The organism is Paenibacillus sp. LK1, assembly GCF_002750415.1.
Classification (GTDB): Bacteria; Bacillota; Bacilli; order Paenibacillales; family Paenibacillaceae; genus Paenibacillus; species Paenibacillus taichungensis.
On sequence record NZ_PEII01000002.1, the window covers coordinates 437999 to 453435 of the forward strand.

Annotated in this window: 15 protein-coding genes; 4 read left to right on the top strand and 11 right to left on the bottom strand. The window is 45.9% G+C overall.

Annotation, left to right across the window (positions count from 1 at the left end):
* The first annotated feature begins 6 nt into the window (after positions 1-6).
* Genes CS562_RS05675 through CS562_RS05685 form a run of 3 tightly spaced genes read left to right on the top strand, consistent with a single transcriptional unit; the run spans position 7 to position 2746 of the window.
* Positions 7-1545, top strand: a complete 1539-nt coding sequence (locus tag CS562_RS05675) for a sulfatase family protein (RefSeq protein ID WP_099854254.1) — start codon at positions 7-9, stop codon at positions 1543-1545.
* A 43-nt stretch (positions 1546-1588) separates the two neighbouring features.
* A complete protein-coding gene (locus CS562_RS05680) occupies positions 1589-2191 on the top strand; it encodes a chromate transporter (RefSeq protein WP_306553764.1) in 603 nt (200 codons plus the stop codon).
* A gap of 24 nt (positions 2192-2215) precedes the next feature.
* Complete coding sequence (locus CS562_RS05685) at positions 2216-2746, top strand: chromate transporter (protein ID WP_099854255.1); 531 nt, start codon at positions 2216-2218, stop codon at positions 2744-2746.
* Positions 2747-2851: 105 nt separating this feature from the next.
* On the opposite strand, the gene CS562_RS05690 is transcribed toward CS562_RS05685, so the two are convergent.
* From CS562_RS05690 to CS562_RS05735, 10 genes are all read right to left on the bottom strand, one after another.
* Positions 2852-3862 (bottom strand): aldose 1-epimerase, encoded by a 1011-nt coding sequence (locus CS562_RS05690; protein WP_257219387.1) that lies wholly within the window; start codon positions 3860-3862, stop codon positions 2852-2854.
* A gap of 12 nt (positions 3863-3874) precedes the next feature.
* On the bottom strand, positions 3875-5659 hold the full coding sequence (locus tag CS562_RS05695) for a glycoside hydrolase family 2 protein (protein ID WP_099854257.1): 1785 nt from the start codon (positions 5657-5659) through the stop codon (positions 3875-3877).
* 17 nt (positions 5660-5676) lie between these two features.
* On the bottom strand, positions 5677-7443 hold the full coding sequence (locus CS562_RS05700) for a glycoside hydrolase family 2 protein (RefSeq protein ID WP_099854259.1): 1767 nt from the start codon (positions 7441-7443) through the stop codon (positions 5677-5679).
* Positions 7444-7493: 50 nt separating this feature from the next.
* On the bottom strand, positions 7494-8300 hold the full coding sequence (locus tag CS562_RS05705; protein ID WP_062318999.1) for a carbohydrate ABC transporter permease: 807 nt from the start codon (positions 8298-8300) through the stop codon (positions 7494-7496).
* Positions 8300-9190, bottom strand: a complete 891-nt coding sequence (locus tag CS562_RS05710; RefSeq protein WP_076288454.1) for a carbohydrate ABC transporter permease — start codon at positions 9188-9190, stop codon at positions 8300-8302. Before CS562_RS05710 ends, CS562_RS05705 begins: the two co-directional genes overlap by 1 nt.
* 87 nt (positions 9191-9277) lie before the next feature.
* On the bottom strand, positions 9278-10570 hold the full coding sequence (locus CS562_RS05715) for an ABC transporter substrate-binding protein (RefSeq protein WP_099854261.1): 1293 nt from the start codon (positions 10568-10570) through the stop codon (positions 9278-9280).
* Positions 10571-10768: 198 nt separating this feature from the next.
* Positions 10769-11698, bottom strand: a complete 930-nt coding sequence (locus CS562_RS05720) for an ArsR/SmtB family transcription factor (RefSeq protein WP_099854263.1) — start codon at positions 11696-11698, stop codon at positions 10769-10771.
* A 105-nt stretch (positions 11699-11803) separates the two neighbouring features.
* Positions 11804-12019: a hypothetical protein gene (locus CS562_RS05725; protein ID WP_076288451.1), complete on the bottom strand. Its 216-nt coding sequence runs from the start codon at positions 12017-12019 to the stop codon at positions 11804-11806.
* Positions 12020-12247: 228 nt separating this feature from the next.
* On the bottom strand, positions 12248-13510 hold the full coding sequence (locus tag CS562_RS05730) for a cytochrome P450 family protein (protein ID WP_099854265.1): 1263 nt from the start codon (positions 13508-13510) through the stop codon (positions 12248-12250).
* Positions 13511-13545: 35 nt separating this feature from the next.
* Complete coding sequence (locus CS562_RS05735; protein WP_099854267.1) at positions 13546-14127, bottom strand: cysteine hydrolase family protein; 582 nt, start codon at positions 14125-14127, stop codon at positions 13546-13548.
* 129 nt (positions 14128-14256) lie between these two features.
* On the opposite strand from CS562_RS05735, the gene CS562_RS05740 reads away from it, so the two are divergent.
* Positions 14257-14853 (top strand): TetR/AcrR family transcriptional regulator, encoded by a 597-nt coding sequence (locus CS562_RS05740; protein ID WP_240321389.1) that lies wholly within the window; start codon positions 14257-14259, stop codon positions 14851-14853.
* Between the two features lie 93 nt (positions 14854-14946).
* Here CS562_RS05740 and CS562_RS05745 read toward each other — a convergent pair whose 3' ends face one another.
* Positions 14947-15417, bottom strand: a complete 471-nt coding sequence (locus CS562_RS05745; RefSeq protein ID WP_076288448.1) for a GNAT family N-acetyltransferase — start codon at positions 15415-15417, stop codon at positions 14947-14949.
* Positions 15418-15437 lie beyond the last annotated feature (20 nt).

The following is a 15437-nucleotide window of genomic DNA, read 5'->3' on the forward strand; positions in this document are numbered from 1 at the left end:
TTACACTTGTCGAGAACACCTAACATTTTGCTAATCACTAGTGACCAGCAGCACTGGAACACAATCGGGGCTTTTCAGTCTGAGATTTCCACGCCCAATCTGGACCGGCTTGCCCGGCAAGGAACAACGTTTGATCGGGCTTATTGCCCAAACCCTACCTGCACCCCTAGCCGTGCTTCTATTATTACAGGCATGTACCCCAGTCAGCATGGAGCCTGGACGTTAGGCACAAAACTGCTTGAAGATCGTCATACCGTCGGGGAAAGTTTCCAGGAGGCAGGTTACCGCACTGCCCTAGTAGGTAAAGCACATTTTCAGCCTTTAAAATCTACAGAGGAATACCCGTCGTCTGAAGCGTATCCCATCCTGCAGGATTTGGAGTACTGGAGACATTTCCACGGTCCATTTTACGGCTTTGACCGCGTAGAGTTAACACGTAATCATACGAATGAAGCGCATGTCGGTCAGCATTACGCGCTATGGCTGGAAGAACAGGGATGTACGAACTGGAGGGATTACTTCCTTCCCCCAACTGGGACGATGGACCCTTCCGTAACGTATACGTGGCCCATCCCTGAGAAATATCACTACAACACCTGGATCGCCGAACGAACCAATTCACTTTTGGAGCAATACACCCATGATGATGATCCATTTTTTCTGTGGGCCAGCTTTTTCGACCCGCATCCGGAATATCTGGTACCGGAACCTTGGGATTCCATGTATGACCCCGATGATCTGACGATTCCCTCTATAACACCTGGAGAGCATGATCGTAACCCACCACATTTTCAACTGACCCAGGAGGATAATCCGAATTTTGAGCATCTGGTTGAAACCGGTTTCGGCATTCACGGTTACCGTTCGCATCATTATTATGAATATGGCGACAAATCCCGGCTAACGAAGTATGACAAGAAAAAACTGGTCGGCGTGTATTACGGAATGATCAGCATGATGGATAAATATATTGGCAAAATTCTCGATAAGCTGGATGAGTTGGGTATTGCAGACGATACGATCGTCGTTTTCACAACCGATCATGGTCATTTCTTTGGACAGCATGGTCTTCAGGCCAAGGGTGGATTCCATTACGAAGATCTTATCAAAATCCCATTTATCGTAAGATACCCTGGTGAGGTGCCTGCTGCGAAAAAATCAAATGCCATACAATCGCTGGTCGATCTGGCTCCTACCTTCTTGTCTCTTTGCAACATTGCAATTCCGCATGCCATGACGGGCATCGATCAGAAGAAAGTGTGGATGGGCGCCAAGGAAGCCGTTCGTAATCATGCTCTCTGCGAATTTCGACACGAACCCACGACGATTCATCAAAAAACATATGTCGAACAGCGGTATAAAATCACCGTCTATTACAATCAGACCTATGGTGAACTTTTCGATCTTGAACAGGATCCTGATGAACGTTTTAACTTGTGGAATGAACCTGAGTACACCGAGCTCAAGTCTGAGCTTCTGCTCAAATATATCTGGGCTGAGCTTGGCAAGGAGTCCATGCCGATGCCTCGAATTCATCATGCGTGATGGAAAGGATAAGGGTAGCATTAAGAACCTGAACGAACAATTTATGTTACTGATCCAGCTTTTTTGGACTTTCTTTTGCATCGGTCCTTCCACCTTTGGAGGCGGATATGCGATGCTGCCAATTATTGAACGCGAAGTGGTGAACAAGAAAAAATGGATGCAAGAGGACGAGATCGGTGAGCTTATATCGCTTGCCGGCTCGGCTCCCGGAGGAGTTGGCGTCAATGCCGCTGCGATGATTGGACATCGCCAGGCAGGAATTGCGGGAGCTGTATCTGCCGTCATCGGCGTGACATGTCCCACGTTTTTGATTGTGATCCTGATCAGCGTGTTCGCCATCCTATTTCGTAACCAACCCAAAGTTGAAGCTGCTTTAAAAGGAATGAACGGTGGCATTATTGCATTAATTAGCATGGCAGCTTATCGGACGGCCAGATATTCTATCTTAGATACAACAACAGCAATAGCTGCCATTGTGACCGTAGCCGTGCTGTTGTTTGCAGGAATCCATCCCCTCTATCTTATTATTTCGGGATTGATATGCGGCATGGCCGTGATTCGGATCAAAAAACGACTGGGCCTTCAAGTGAAAATGGAGAAGAAGTCTGTAACAGGCAGCTATCCGGAACTGGAATATTACATTTAAGTAAGACGAATCGGAGCGATTGAGATGTACTGGGACCTGTTCATGATGTTTATACGTGTAGGCCTCGTTTCATTTGGTGGCGGTTACGCCGTTATTCCGATCATTCAACACGAGGTAACGGAAAAAGGATGGCTCACAAGCGCTGAATTCCAACAAACTGTAGCACTGGCCGGTATGGCGCCCGGCTCGATTGCAACCAATGCCGCAACGTTGATTGGCTATCGGACGGCAGGTTATATCGGAGCCGCTGTCTCTACTGCAGGTATGATTTTGCCTTCACTCGTCGTAATTGTGCTACTCTCCGCCTTATTTTATCGGATGCACGACAACTCATGGGTAAAGTCCTCTTTATATGGCTTGCGCCCTGTAACGACGGGACTCATTATCTATGCTGCCATTCATTTTGGATATCCAACTGAAGAGGCAGGTATAAGCTGGGTATGGATCACGACACTACTTATTAGCGGAGTTTGTTTGTTTCTCCTGCTCAAGTACAAGCTTCATCCCCTTCTGATTCTCAGTGTGGCTGGAGCAGCAGGCATTATCTTATTTTAAATTCAGTGTGACGACGACAGGCTGAATTCACTGCATTCATTGGTTTTTAAAAGGAGCAGCGATCACAGCATTAGCTGTCCTGGCTGCTCCCCTTCATCTTTATTTTTACGAATGACGCAGATACAATCTGCTCGTTTCCTCCCAGATTTCTCCCGGATGCAGACTAAATAATCCAGCTTCCTCGGCCTGCATATCCAGATTCGGTGCATTCACAAGATTGATCTGCGGTTCGGGACAGAAAAAACCTTCTTCCGCATTATTGTTCCAGATCATCCATTGTTTATATGAAGTTCCCACATCGTAAACCAATGTCATTCCAACCTTCGTATCCTGAAGCTCCATCCGGTTTCTCCCGTTTTGCGGTACAGCAGTGTAGTGATTATCCATTTCTGCAAAGAACGGATATACCCCGGAGTCACGCATCTGCTCTTCCTCCTGAATCAAGGGCTGAAAACAGGTCGTTGGCAGCATACGTTGATTCAATTCCCATCTGTCTCCAATGGTCAACTTGAGCTTGTAATCACGAGCCGATCCTCCCGGATTAAAGGGAGCGTTAATTGAGGTATGAAAAGCGATCAGGCACGGCATGCTGGAGCTTCCATGATTGCGAATGCGGACATGCTGCATGAGTCCATCACTACTCAGCGAGTAGCGTAATGTAATACTGAATTGAAAAGGAAAGTATACGTATATCGGATGAGTTTCATCAACAGTTATGGACACCGAGACATGGCTTTCATTCTCGGTATGTCCATACTCATCCACAACCCAGGGCGTATTATACAAAAATCCATGCAAATGATTGCCTGTGGTTTCCTCATTGACCGGAAACTGAAGCGTCTGCCCGTTCCATGCAAACCGCCCGTCCTCATAGCGATTTGGCGGAAACAGAACGGGAATCCCGTGAATCATGGGTCTTGCCTTGAATGAATCCATCTCTTCTGGTGACGGTTCATGAAGGAAGCGAAGCCCCCGCTCAAGATCACGATAAGCGACAAGATTACCACCGATCTCCGGCAGCATAACAGCCTCACTGGAACCAAAGCGAAGGTAAATGGCCTTTTCCCCTTGAAAATCGCCTTCCCAGGATCTACTTGTCTCCTTTGTATTCAACACGTATTCCCCTCCTTATTCGCCGGCCGACGATGGATAATGTCCTTCAATAATCGCCCGAATCTGTTCCATCGGCATCTTGGGCTGTCGGTCATACGTCAGCAGACCGTTAATTTCCTGTTCCACGTCCGTCAGCTGGGTGTAACAAAATCCTTCTACTACTGGAGAATCCAATAGTGGCTGTACTACGGCATGCAATCGCTGTGCAAAATCTTCGTCATTTTCCGCTCCGGAGTAACCCCAGCCTTCCCAGTCACTTTTCTTATACCCGATTCCACCGAATTCGGTAATTAAAATGGGCTGTCCTTCATAACGATAGTTACCCACGCTAAGCTTTCGACTGCCCGGAAGGGCTTTTACCGCATTTTCACGAGTGCGGTAGCGTTCCTCCAGAACCTCTCTTCTCCATTCATAATCATGGATGTTATATAAGTCGGTCTGAACCATCTCCCAGCCATCATTGGAAATGACCGGACGGGTAGAATCCAGTGACTTGGTCAAATAATACATCGACAAGGCATGATACTGCTGTTCCTTGCTGGTCAGGATGTTCGGAACACCCCAGCTTTCATTAAGAGGTACCCAGACCACAACACATGGATGGTTGTAGTCCCTTTCCAGCGCCTCCTGCCATTCCCTTGTTATCTGGGCGACGTATTGATCCGAGAAATTGTACGCATTCGCCATCTCTCCCCACACCAGCAGCCCCAGCTTATCACACCAGTACAGGTATCTCGGATCTTCAATCTTCTGGTGTTTTCTGGCGCCGTTAAACCCCAGCTCCTTCGTTAATTCCACATCACGCCGGATGGCCTCGTCACTCGGTGGAGTCAGATTTCCATCCGGGAAATACCCTTGATCCAGAACAAGCTTCATATAATAAGGTCGGTTATTCAGAAACAGCTTACCTTGTTCAATAGAGATTTTGCGCATGCCGAAATAGCTATCGACCTCATCGACAGGCACACCATCCACCAATACAGTAAAATGAATGTCATACAGATTGGGCTGCTCTGGTGACCACAGCCTGCCAAGGCCATGCTCGTTAAAGGTGTGGAGCCCGATGGTACGGGTCTCTGTCCTGCCGCTAATCCGATATTCATCCTCAGACAGCTGCTCTCCTTGATAGGCAATTTGTACACGGAGCCTGACATCCTGTGCGTGCCAATCCCTTGGTTCTGTTTGCTCCCTCTGCAGATGAGCAGTAACTTCGATCTCGTTGCGATCAACATCGGGAGTCAGGCGCACCTTCTGCAGATGAACGGGTGCGACAGCTTCGAGCCACACCGATTGCCATATTCCAGTTGTTCGGGTATAGAAAATTTGGGCAGATTGCTCCTGCCAGAACTGCTTCCCGCGCGGTAATGTTACATCCCTGCTATAATCTATCGCTTGTACGGTCAGCGTATTGTTTCCTTCCAGCAGAGCATCCGTAATGTCGGCATGAAAAGGGGTGTGTCCCCCTTCATGCCGAACCACAAGCTGTCCATTGACCCAGACAGAGGCTTCATAGTCCACGGCTCCGAAGTGCAGCAGCAGACGTTTGCCAGTGAAGCTCTCCGGAATGTCAAAGGTTCGTTTGTACCATACATTATCGTGGAATTCCGGATCTGCAATGCCACTAAGTTGACTTTGAAAAGCAAATGGCACTTGGATTCGGCGGCTGAATGCTTGCTTGCCCTCACACCATTTTTCCGAACGTCCCTTGTTATCATCATCGAATTCAAATTCCCATTCCCCATTCAAACTCAGCCAATCTTTACGTACAAATTGAGGCCTTGGATAATCCTGTCGCAGCATGATGTTCAGCTCTCCTGTCACCCCAGATTAATTTTACGGATCACTTCCAGTGGCACTTTCGGTTTACGGTCTTCCGTCAACAGACCATTAATCTCCTGCTGCACATCGGTGACCTGTGTATAACAATAGCCCGAGATATAGGGAATGGCTTTGATCGCTTCGGTGATGGAACGGAAACGTTCAATAAAGGCTTCAACCGAGTCCACCTGATTGCCATAACCCCAGCCTTTATCCGATTGGAAAGCAATACCGCCGAATTCACTGATGATAATGGGTTGTCCTTTATAGTGGTAACCTTCAGCAAATGCAAACTTCCATCGATTGGAAGCAATCTTGTTATTTACGATCAAGTCCTTATCCTGATACCGTTCCAGAAAGGCTTCTCCCGTCTCCACATAATCATGGATTGTCAAAATATCCGATACCGTATGCTCCCATCCGTCGTTGGTAATGACCGGGCGATACGGATCAATGGCTTTGGTGAGATGGTAAATGGATTGCGTGAATTGCTGCTGCCTTACCTCGTGACCAATCGTCGGTATTCCCCACGATTCATTAAATGGCACCCAGGTAATGATGCTGGGATGATTGTATTGCTGAGGTACAATTTCAAGCCATTCTTTGGCGAATCGGCTCACTGCCTCATCATTAAACTCGAAGGTTGCTGCCATCTCAGACCAGACCAACATGCCTTTTACATCACACCAATACAAAAAGCGTGGATCTTCCAGTTTCATATGTTTACGGATTCCGTTATATCCCATCTCGGCAATTTTATCGATATCCTCAATCAGCGCTTCCACTGAAGGTGGGGTCAAATGGCTCTCTGTCCAATAGCCCTGATCCAGAATCATTCTTTGGTACAACGGAGCATTGTTCAGTAGAATCTGCCCATTTTCAATCGATATTTTACGCATACCAAAATAGGAATGAACCCGATCAATTTCTTTCTCATCTTCATACATCACAAACTCGATATCGTACAGGTTCGGTGAGCCCGGTGACCATAACGACTGTTTCCACGGACCGCCTGCTTCATGTTTGACACTAGCTTCCACGGTCATCCAGGGTCTGTCTGGAGATAGGCTAATAGTTTGCACATGCTGACCCTTCAGCTCAATCCGTGTCTCCAAACGCAAGTTGTTCTTGCCTTCAATCCCATTCAATTGAAAGTCCACACGAATCATATGACGATCGATATCCGGTGTCATCTTAACTGCTTCAACCCTTGCTTCACTCACATGCTCCAGCCAAACACTTTTCCATATCCCGGTACTTTGCACATAAAAACATTCAAAATTGTCATCCACCCAGCGTTGTTTCCCCCGAGGCTGCATCGCGCTCTGACTGTCTTCTACTTCAAGCACAATGTTATTCTCCGAACCGTAAGTGACATAAGGGGTAATGTCGAATGAAAACGCTGCGTACCCTCCTTCATGTTCACCAACAACCGTTCCGTTCACCCAACATTTTGCGTGATAATCCACTCCCTGAAAATGCAGAATGCTCCGTTTTCCTTTTGCTTCCTGGGGAATCTGAACACTTCTGCGGTACCAGACCAGAGGATGAAATGTCTCGATTCCGATACCGCTCGCTTGGGTCTCATACGTGAAGGGAACCTTGATTTTCGTCCCTTCCGGAAACTGATTCTGGTCGTACCACTGCTCGCTTTCACCCACCTGATTGTCATCAAAACTAAAATCCCATTCTCCATTCAAATCCAACCACTCATTGCGTACAAATTGCGGTCTTGGATAATCCTTGTTGTAAAATTTAGTTGTCATCTTGTTCTCTCCGATCTCCTCTGTATTTGGCTCATAGGCCTGAAAAAGTGTTAACCCTTAATACCGGACATGCTGATGCCTTTAACAATCTGTTTCTCAAAAATGATAAACAATATAATGATGGGAACAGAAGCCACTGCATTGATAACCATTGGTTTAACGTAATCTTCTGAATACTGACCCATTAGCGTTGGGATACCCATTGGCAGCGTAAACAGATTATCATCGGTTATGGAAAGGAATGGCCAAAGGAAATTGTTCCACGAACCGATAAATGTCAGAATCGCCATCGATGCCATGGCCGGACGAGTCAAAGGCAGCATGATGCTGGTAAAGATTCGCCAAAAGCCTCCACCGTCAATTTGCACACTCTCCAGCAGATCATTCGGAACCCCATCGAAGAAGCTTTTGAGCACGATGACAGCTACAGGTGAAGCCAAAGCAGGAATAATCAATCCACTGTATGAGTTCAGCAAATGCAAATCCTTGGCTACCTGATAAAGTGGAATAATGGTTGCTTCACCCGGAATCAGCAGCCCGCCAAGAATGAAGAAAAAAACAAATGTACGGAAACGAAACGGTACTTTGGACAGAGCAAATCCAGCCATCGCCGCGAAAATCACAGTTAGTACTGTTACAACTACGGCGACGAACAAACTGTTAACCACCCACTGTGATAGCTTTGTCGTTGTCAGAATTTCGTTATAGACGGCAAGTGAGTATGGCGGTTTAAACCAGTCCAGGACCGTAATAATCTTCATGCCTTCTTCTTTGATGGAGACCATCAGCATCCACACAAGTGGGGCCGCAAACATAACCGCCATCAACGCAGAACCTGTGCGATATAACCATTTCATCAGTATTCCGCCCCTTTCCGGTTAGTCATCCAGTATTGCAGCGCCGACAGCACCAGCAGGATCACGAATAAAATGTAGGACATCGTTGCGGCATAGCCCAGGTTGTTGTTCTTGAATCCGGTCTGATAGATTAACTGGATAATCGGACGTGTCTGATCCAGCGGTCCCCCGCCTGTAATGACATAAATCTGCATAAAGACCTTGTAGGAAGCGATAATTTGCAACATGGTAATGGTTTTGGTCAGTGGCTTCAGATAAGGAAGAGTAATCCTCCAAAATATTTGTGTATCACTTGCACCATCCAGCCTTGCTGCTTCATAAATCTCATCCGGTATTTCCTGCATGGCGGAAAGATACAAAATAAAGTTAAATCCGACTGTCCACCACAAGGTAATTACGGTAATAACGACCCAGGCGAGCCCCGTTTCCGTCAGCCAGAATATTTCGGAATTTTGAGGCAATAACCTGACAAGATGCAGGACGGAATTGACGAATCCCGTATAAGGCTGAAATACGAATAAACCCAGATAAGCTGCGACGGCAACGGAGAGTACGCTTGGTATAAAGAAGATGATGCGGTAGAACTTTTGTAAAGACGATTTTCGATTGGCAATTAAAGCCAGCAGAATCGCGAGTATAATCATGGTCGGTGTACTCAAGAAAACAAAGAAGGTTGAATGCCAGATCGCTTCCCAAACCTCTCTGTCCTGAAAAACTTTTCGGAAGTTATCCAGGCCAACAAAATCCATTTTCTTGATCAGCGTCCATTTGTAGAAGGTCATCTCCACACCTTTAATCATGGGCCAGATCGTAAATAAACCATAAATAATTAAGAATGGAAGCAGAAATACCAACGCTTGCATATCCGCTCTCATTTTTTTGATCTTCATATGCGTCTCCCCTTTGATTGGCACGCAAGCCGGCGATTTCTTGTCTAGAGATGGTGATTACGCAGGCTTGCGTGACCCGTCTTCCTTCTATTCGCTCACTATTTTCTGAATGGCTGTCTCCATGTTGTTCATTGCATCTGCTGGCGTCATTTTGTTCATCCATACTTCATTCAGAAATTTAAAGGCAGCTTCATCGCGGATTTGTGCATTTTTGGTGGAATGTTTGCTGAATTTAACTACACTTGCCACTTCGGAATAATCACTGCGGTATGGCAGATCCTTGAATTCCTGTTTCTCCAGCACGGATGGCTTGGATGGAATATGTCCGGCTTTCGCCCAGACCTGACCATTGTCAGCAACCCAGTCGGCAAAAACCATCGCCGCTTTGCGCTTAGCTGGGTCCTCATCCTTAGTCAGTGGTAAAACAATAGTATGGGAATCTCCCCATGTTGCTTCCTGGTCGTAGAATTTCGGAATTGGCATAGCTCCAAACTCAAGTCCTTTGGTGGATTCCCACGTTCCTGTCGTCCAAACCCCTGTCATGATAATAGCGGCTGTTCCACTTTGAAAATTTTTATAGAAGTCCGGATCATTTTTCTTGATATAACCTTCGGTATAAAGCTTCTGGATGTAGTCAGCGGCTTTGATGCCTTTCTCTTTATCAATGGCTGCGGACTTCAGATCGTCCGACACCACGTCGTTACCACCCAACTGGGAGTACAGCGACCACCACAGGCGGTAAGGGTCATCATTATTATTGGACAATGCAAACGGGGTCGTTTTGGCAGGCAACTTCTCCTTTAAAGTTTGAAGGAAACTCACAAACCCGTCAGCCGATTGCTCCAGAATCGGTTTTCCGTCTTCACCAAGCAAGCCTGCATCTTTTAACAATTTTTTGTTGTAGAACATGATAAAGGGATGCGTGTCAATGGGGACTGCATAATGTTGACCTTCTACAGTAACCGCATCCAAGAGATTCTGGTTATAAGTGCTCCAGTCCACACCTGCATCCGTAGCCGGAGTATCAAGCTCTGTGACAACCCCCTGATTGATCAGATCGGGCAGTCTGGAGGAATGGGAAATCCCAATATCAGGTCCATTGCCGTTACCCACAGCAGTTACGAGCTTCGTATAGTACTCGCCCCAGGCCAATTTGGTATTCTTCACTTCAATGTCCGGATGGGTTTTGTTAAATTCATCGACCAATGTCTGCATGTTTGCGCCATCACCACCATCGAACAATGTCCAGAAGGACAATGTCACTTTTCCATCACCAGAGCCACTCTCACCCGCCTCATTACTGCCTCCGCTACATGCACTTAAAACGGTTGAGAATGAGAGCAATAATGTCAGTGCTAACCTGCCGATCTTCTTTTTCATGCGAGTATCCCCTTTACTCTAATTTGTAGATACAAACGATATAATTGTTTTATTACATTATTACTGTATCTATAGGGGATTATATAAGGGAGTTTATCTCTTGTCAACGCTTTCAAACATATTTAATGTAATTATTAAATAAAAAAAGACCTTAGTTACATAATATCTGCAACCAAGGCCTATCTTCCTCATCTCATTCTAATGAATGGCATAATGTACAGTCATCTTAATATTTTGGTCATAATCTCCAAATTGCCGCCCAAAGAGATTTACGCCTCCTTGATGAACTGCATCCGGTTTAATACCTATTCGCACCCTTAACTTATGGCTGTTTTGAAGGTTAAGCTGAGCCAGATCAACTGCTGAAATTTTCTCCATATCCAGCGTCGTCTTATTTTTGTCCACCCGCCATGTCTTTAATAAACCATACTGTGTTGACCATTCAAACCACCATGCTGGGTTGAGCTTGCCGCGCCGATCTCCAAAGTCACCAGGACATGTCCACATGCCAATTTCCATACCGTTAATCCACACGGAGATATCGGAAGGCCAATTATGATCATAGTTTGGTGCTTCAGAACATATTTCCATGGACAGTTCCAGCGATTCGATGACCGCTTCAGCCGGAATCTCCAGTGGCATTAAATATTCGACATATCCCTTACGAAACCACATAATCTGCGCTCCGACATGCTTCGGATGATAAAAGCTTGCAGGTTCATCCTCTCGAATGATCATGCCCTCGCCATTCGCCATACCGCAAGTGGGTGACACTTCACAATCACTATAATGACCGATAGGCATATCCACTTCGTAAACCTGGATGTCGCCTTTGGGAATTGCTTTCTCCAGATTAAGAGCAATATGAATATCATCGTAATTGCGGCTGCATACTTTCATCGCCCCGCGAGAAGCAGGCAGCAGTTCCGTATTAATCAACCTTGCTGCTTCCAAAACCTTGATGTTGCTGGCTACCGTGGATACGGGAAGCTTGAGAGCTTCCGCGATTTCAACGATATTCAGGTTTTGGGAGATCAGTAGTCGGAGAATATCCACTCTGGATCGAGTCGATAACGCATGCGTGACCGTGACCAGCTCATCTGGATTATCAAAACTCAGCTCAAGCATTCGTTCACCACCTCTTATGTATTTATGAAACAAGAAATTTAAACGTAAAGTTTAATTCAGTCGATAATATTGTAACAAATCATTTATTTTGTATCAAATTGCTTTTTACTTCATCATTCTTCTTAGTTTTTCATACAATTTCCGGTTAATGTGCGCAAACCATATCGGTAAACCAACTAAAATGCCAATAATCCCCGCAGAAATGGCCGTTATCCACACTAACGTTGTCATACTTAAGTTTCCTTGATAAATACAGATACTGATGAGCGCAGCATAGATCAGTAGTACGATGCCAATGCTTATCTTGGAAAATGTTTTCATCATTTACCTCCTTCGATGAAAAAACTTATAGCAACAAGATCGAGATGATGTGAGGAATTTATTTCGTGTTTTCCCCAATCAGATCCTGCAAACAGATACTGAAATTGTTGATTTTACCTAATCGTAATGAAACTAATAGCTTAACACAAGAAATCCGCCAAACATGGCGGATTTTTTGGAGTATATATTTTTTTCTTGCCAATACAGGCTTAGTTCTAACTCTTGCTGCTAAAATGCGACAGGCAAGGCAGCCAAGCTCTGTGAACTTAACGCCAAATGCCACTCAATGTTTTCCCGAGGAATATTAAGTCGCAGATTAGGCATGCGTTTTAACAAGGTTGTAAAGGCGATATCTCCCTCCACACGAGCGAGTGGAGCTCCCAAGCAGGAATGAATGCCATGGCCAAAAGCCAAATGACGATTAATATGACGGGCAACATCCAGATCCTCTGACTGTTCAAATTGATGTTCATCCCGATTGGCTGATTTCAGCACGGGGATGACCATATCTCCCTTTTTGATCTGTTGCCCTGCCAGCTCTAAATCCTGAGTTGCAAAACGAGGTCCGGCAATGGTTGCAGGCCCGTTAAAACGCAGTAATTCCTCTACAGCAGAAGGTGCCAGACTAAGATCAGCCTTGAGCTTCTCCAATTGTTCAGGATGATCCAACAACATCATTGCACCCGTAGCAATCAGATTGGATGTCGTCTCATGGCCAGCAAAGATCAATAACGTAATCATGGATAGCAGTTCCGGTTCACTAAGTCGATCGCCCTCTTCTTCTATAGCAATCAATTGGCTGATCAAATCATCTGCAGGATGTTTGCGTTTCTCAGCTACCAGTTGTGCTGTATAGTCACCGAAAGCTTTGAGATGCTCCTCCACTCCCGGTTCGCGCACTCCGAGACCCAGACCGTGTGCAATCGCGGAGGACCAAGTCTGGATCTGCGGGCGATCCGCTTTAGGTACTCCCAGCATATCGGATATCACATGAATCGGTAAGGGATAGGCGTAGTCCTTGACCAAATCCATCTCGCCCTGAGCTTGAACCTGATCCAGTAATTCATCAGCGATCTGCTGCACACGTGGGCGAAGACTTTCCATGTATTTTGGGGTAAAGGCTTTGGAGACCAGTCGACGTAATCTCCGATGATCAGGATCATCTACAGAGAGCATGGATTTTCCGGTAAAGAACGTTGGAGGAGCATCTGGATCTATGTTTTCCACATAGGCTTTCAGGATATTCTCATTTCCGTCGATGGAGAGTGGGTCTACCGTGAAGTGGGCATGATCTTTGAGTACTTGTGACGCTTCTTCCATTCGTGTGACCAACCACTGCCCGCGATCTGTACCCCCCATTGGCAAAGATACTGGAATAACAGGGCCTGTGTCACGCAACTGCTTGATCAGTGAAAACGGGTCTTTACCACTATCTCCACTAAACAGGCTCAGCGCTGCTTTTTGTGAAACATTAAGATCTGGCTCACTCATCATAACCATCCTTTCGCTTCGACCATTTTATTGGTTTACATTAATGCATTTATCCAATCATCTACAGCCAGCACATCAGCTTGTTGGGGGAATACACTCTCTACGAGAACTCGATGAACTTCCGGGTCCCTATCCAGACATGCATCAGAAAGTACAGTCAACGCATAATCCTTATCCGCTGCCTCACATAAGGTAGACAGCACTACTCCGCTTGTTGCGATACCGCTAAGAATAAGTGTATTAATGCCATGGGATTGAAGAAGGGTCTCCAGGTTGCTTCCCGAGAATCCACTGACGCGGAACTTGTCCACAATGAGCTCTCCTGGGAGTGGCTGTACCGATTCGTGAAAGTCCATTGCCACTTTCATTGCCGGCTTGGCTGCGTTCTCTCCACCACGGCTCGACTTTTTTCCAAACAATTTGTTACGCTCACTGATTGGAGGGGAATCCTGGCGATGACCAACCTTCACAAAAATCACAGGTACGTTATGTCTGCGAGCTGCTTCTATCGCTTTCTGAAATGGGAGCAGTGCATCCTCGTGCTTCGCATAATGCGAAACAATGATGTTCTGCATATCCATGACCAGAAGTGCAGCTTGGTTATGATGACTCTCCATGGGTTGCACATCCCTCTCATTTTGATTAAGATTAAAGGGAGAACTCTCCGCTTAATCTCTTCTTGATATTAAACGGAGGGTTCTCCCCTTGTCAAATTTTGGACGTCTAAGGATAGGAAGTGACAGATAGTGGATAAAACCAATACAACCTCTCGTTCGGAGCGCCGGGATGCTGCCGAGAATCGCCAACGTATCTTGGATGTAGCTAGCAAATTATTCGAGCTGCACGGCGTGGAGCGGGTCAGCATGAATCAGATCGCTTCCGAAGCGCAGATTGGAGCGGGTACCTTATACCGCCGATACCGCAATAAAAGTGAGTTATGTATGGACTTGATCAAAGATAACGCAACGCTGTTCTTCGAGGAAGTAGAAATATACTTGCAGGAGAATGCACAGCATCCACCATCTGAGCGATTGCGGGGTCTGCTGACGTTGTTTATCCAGTTTAGAGAAAAAAATGCGGAGCTGCTCTCAGGTATCGAGAATGAGGTATATCAAGGATCAGAGTCCAGAACCTCAAGTCCTCTTTATGAGCAATTGCATCAACAGCTATTCGGATTATTCGAAGAGATGGCAACAGGGAATGGCGAATCGCAGGCCATCAGCTTGTTCAAAACGGACATGCTCCTGACCGCCATGAGTAATGATTCATATCTGTTTCAAAAAAACGTGCGCGGCAACTCTCCCGACCGCATTGTGGAGCAGCTCTGTTTGACGTTTCTTTAACATATATGGATATATAAAATGCAAAAAAAGCCTATTCAACGTCGGCAATCTGCCGCTAGAACTAGGCTTTTGGTGCATCGTGAGGTGTGAATATTATAATGTTTTGATATACCATGCATCACAAGCGAAATGCTCTGTTGCATTTAACGGTTCATCTAATGGAATAAAACCGTTCTTGATATAGAACTTGTTGGCTGCGACCATGTTGTTAAGCGTCTCAAGATAACATTGTTCATAGTGTTCTTTAGCAAAATCAAGGGAAATCTGAAGCAATTCATATGAGATTCCGGTGCCTCGTGCTTCTTTTAAGGCATACATCTTCTGCAATTCACAAATATGTGAAAATCCCTCCACGGGTCCGATACCGCAGCCAGCTACAACGGTGGAGTTATGCTCAACCACCCAATACCTGGAGCCCTCGCGCTGATAAAGATGATAAAAATCGCCCAGATTCGGGTCAGCCCACGCTGTTCCTGACTTATTGGCCCCGAATTCGATCAAACAACTTCGAATTAAAGACTCTACTTCTTGATTATCTTTTTCCTCTATCTCTCTAATGAACATGCAGTAAGCCTCCGCATCAT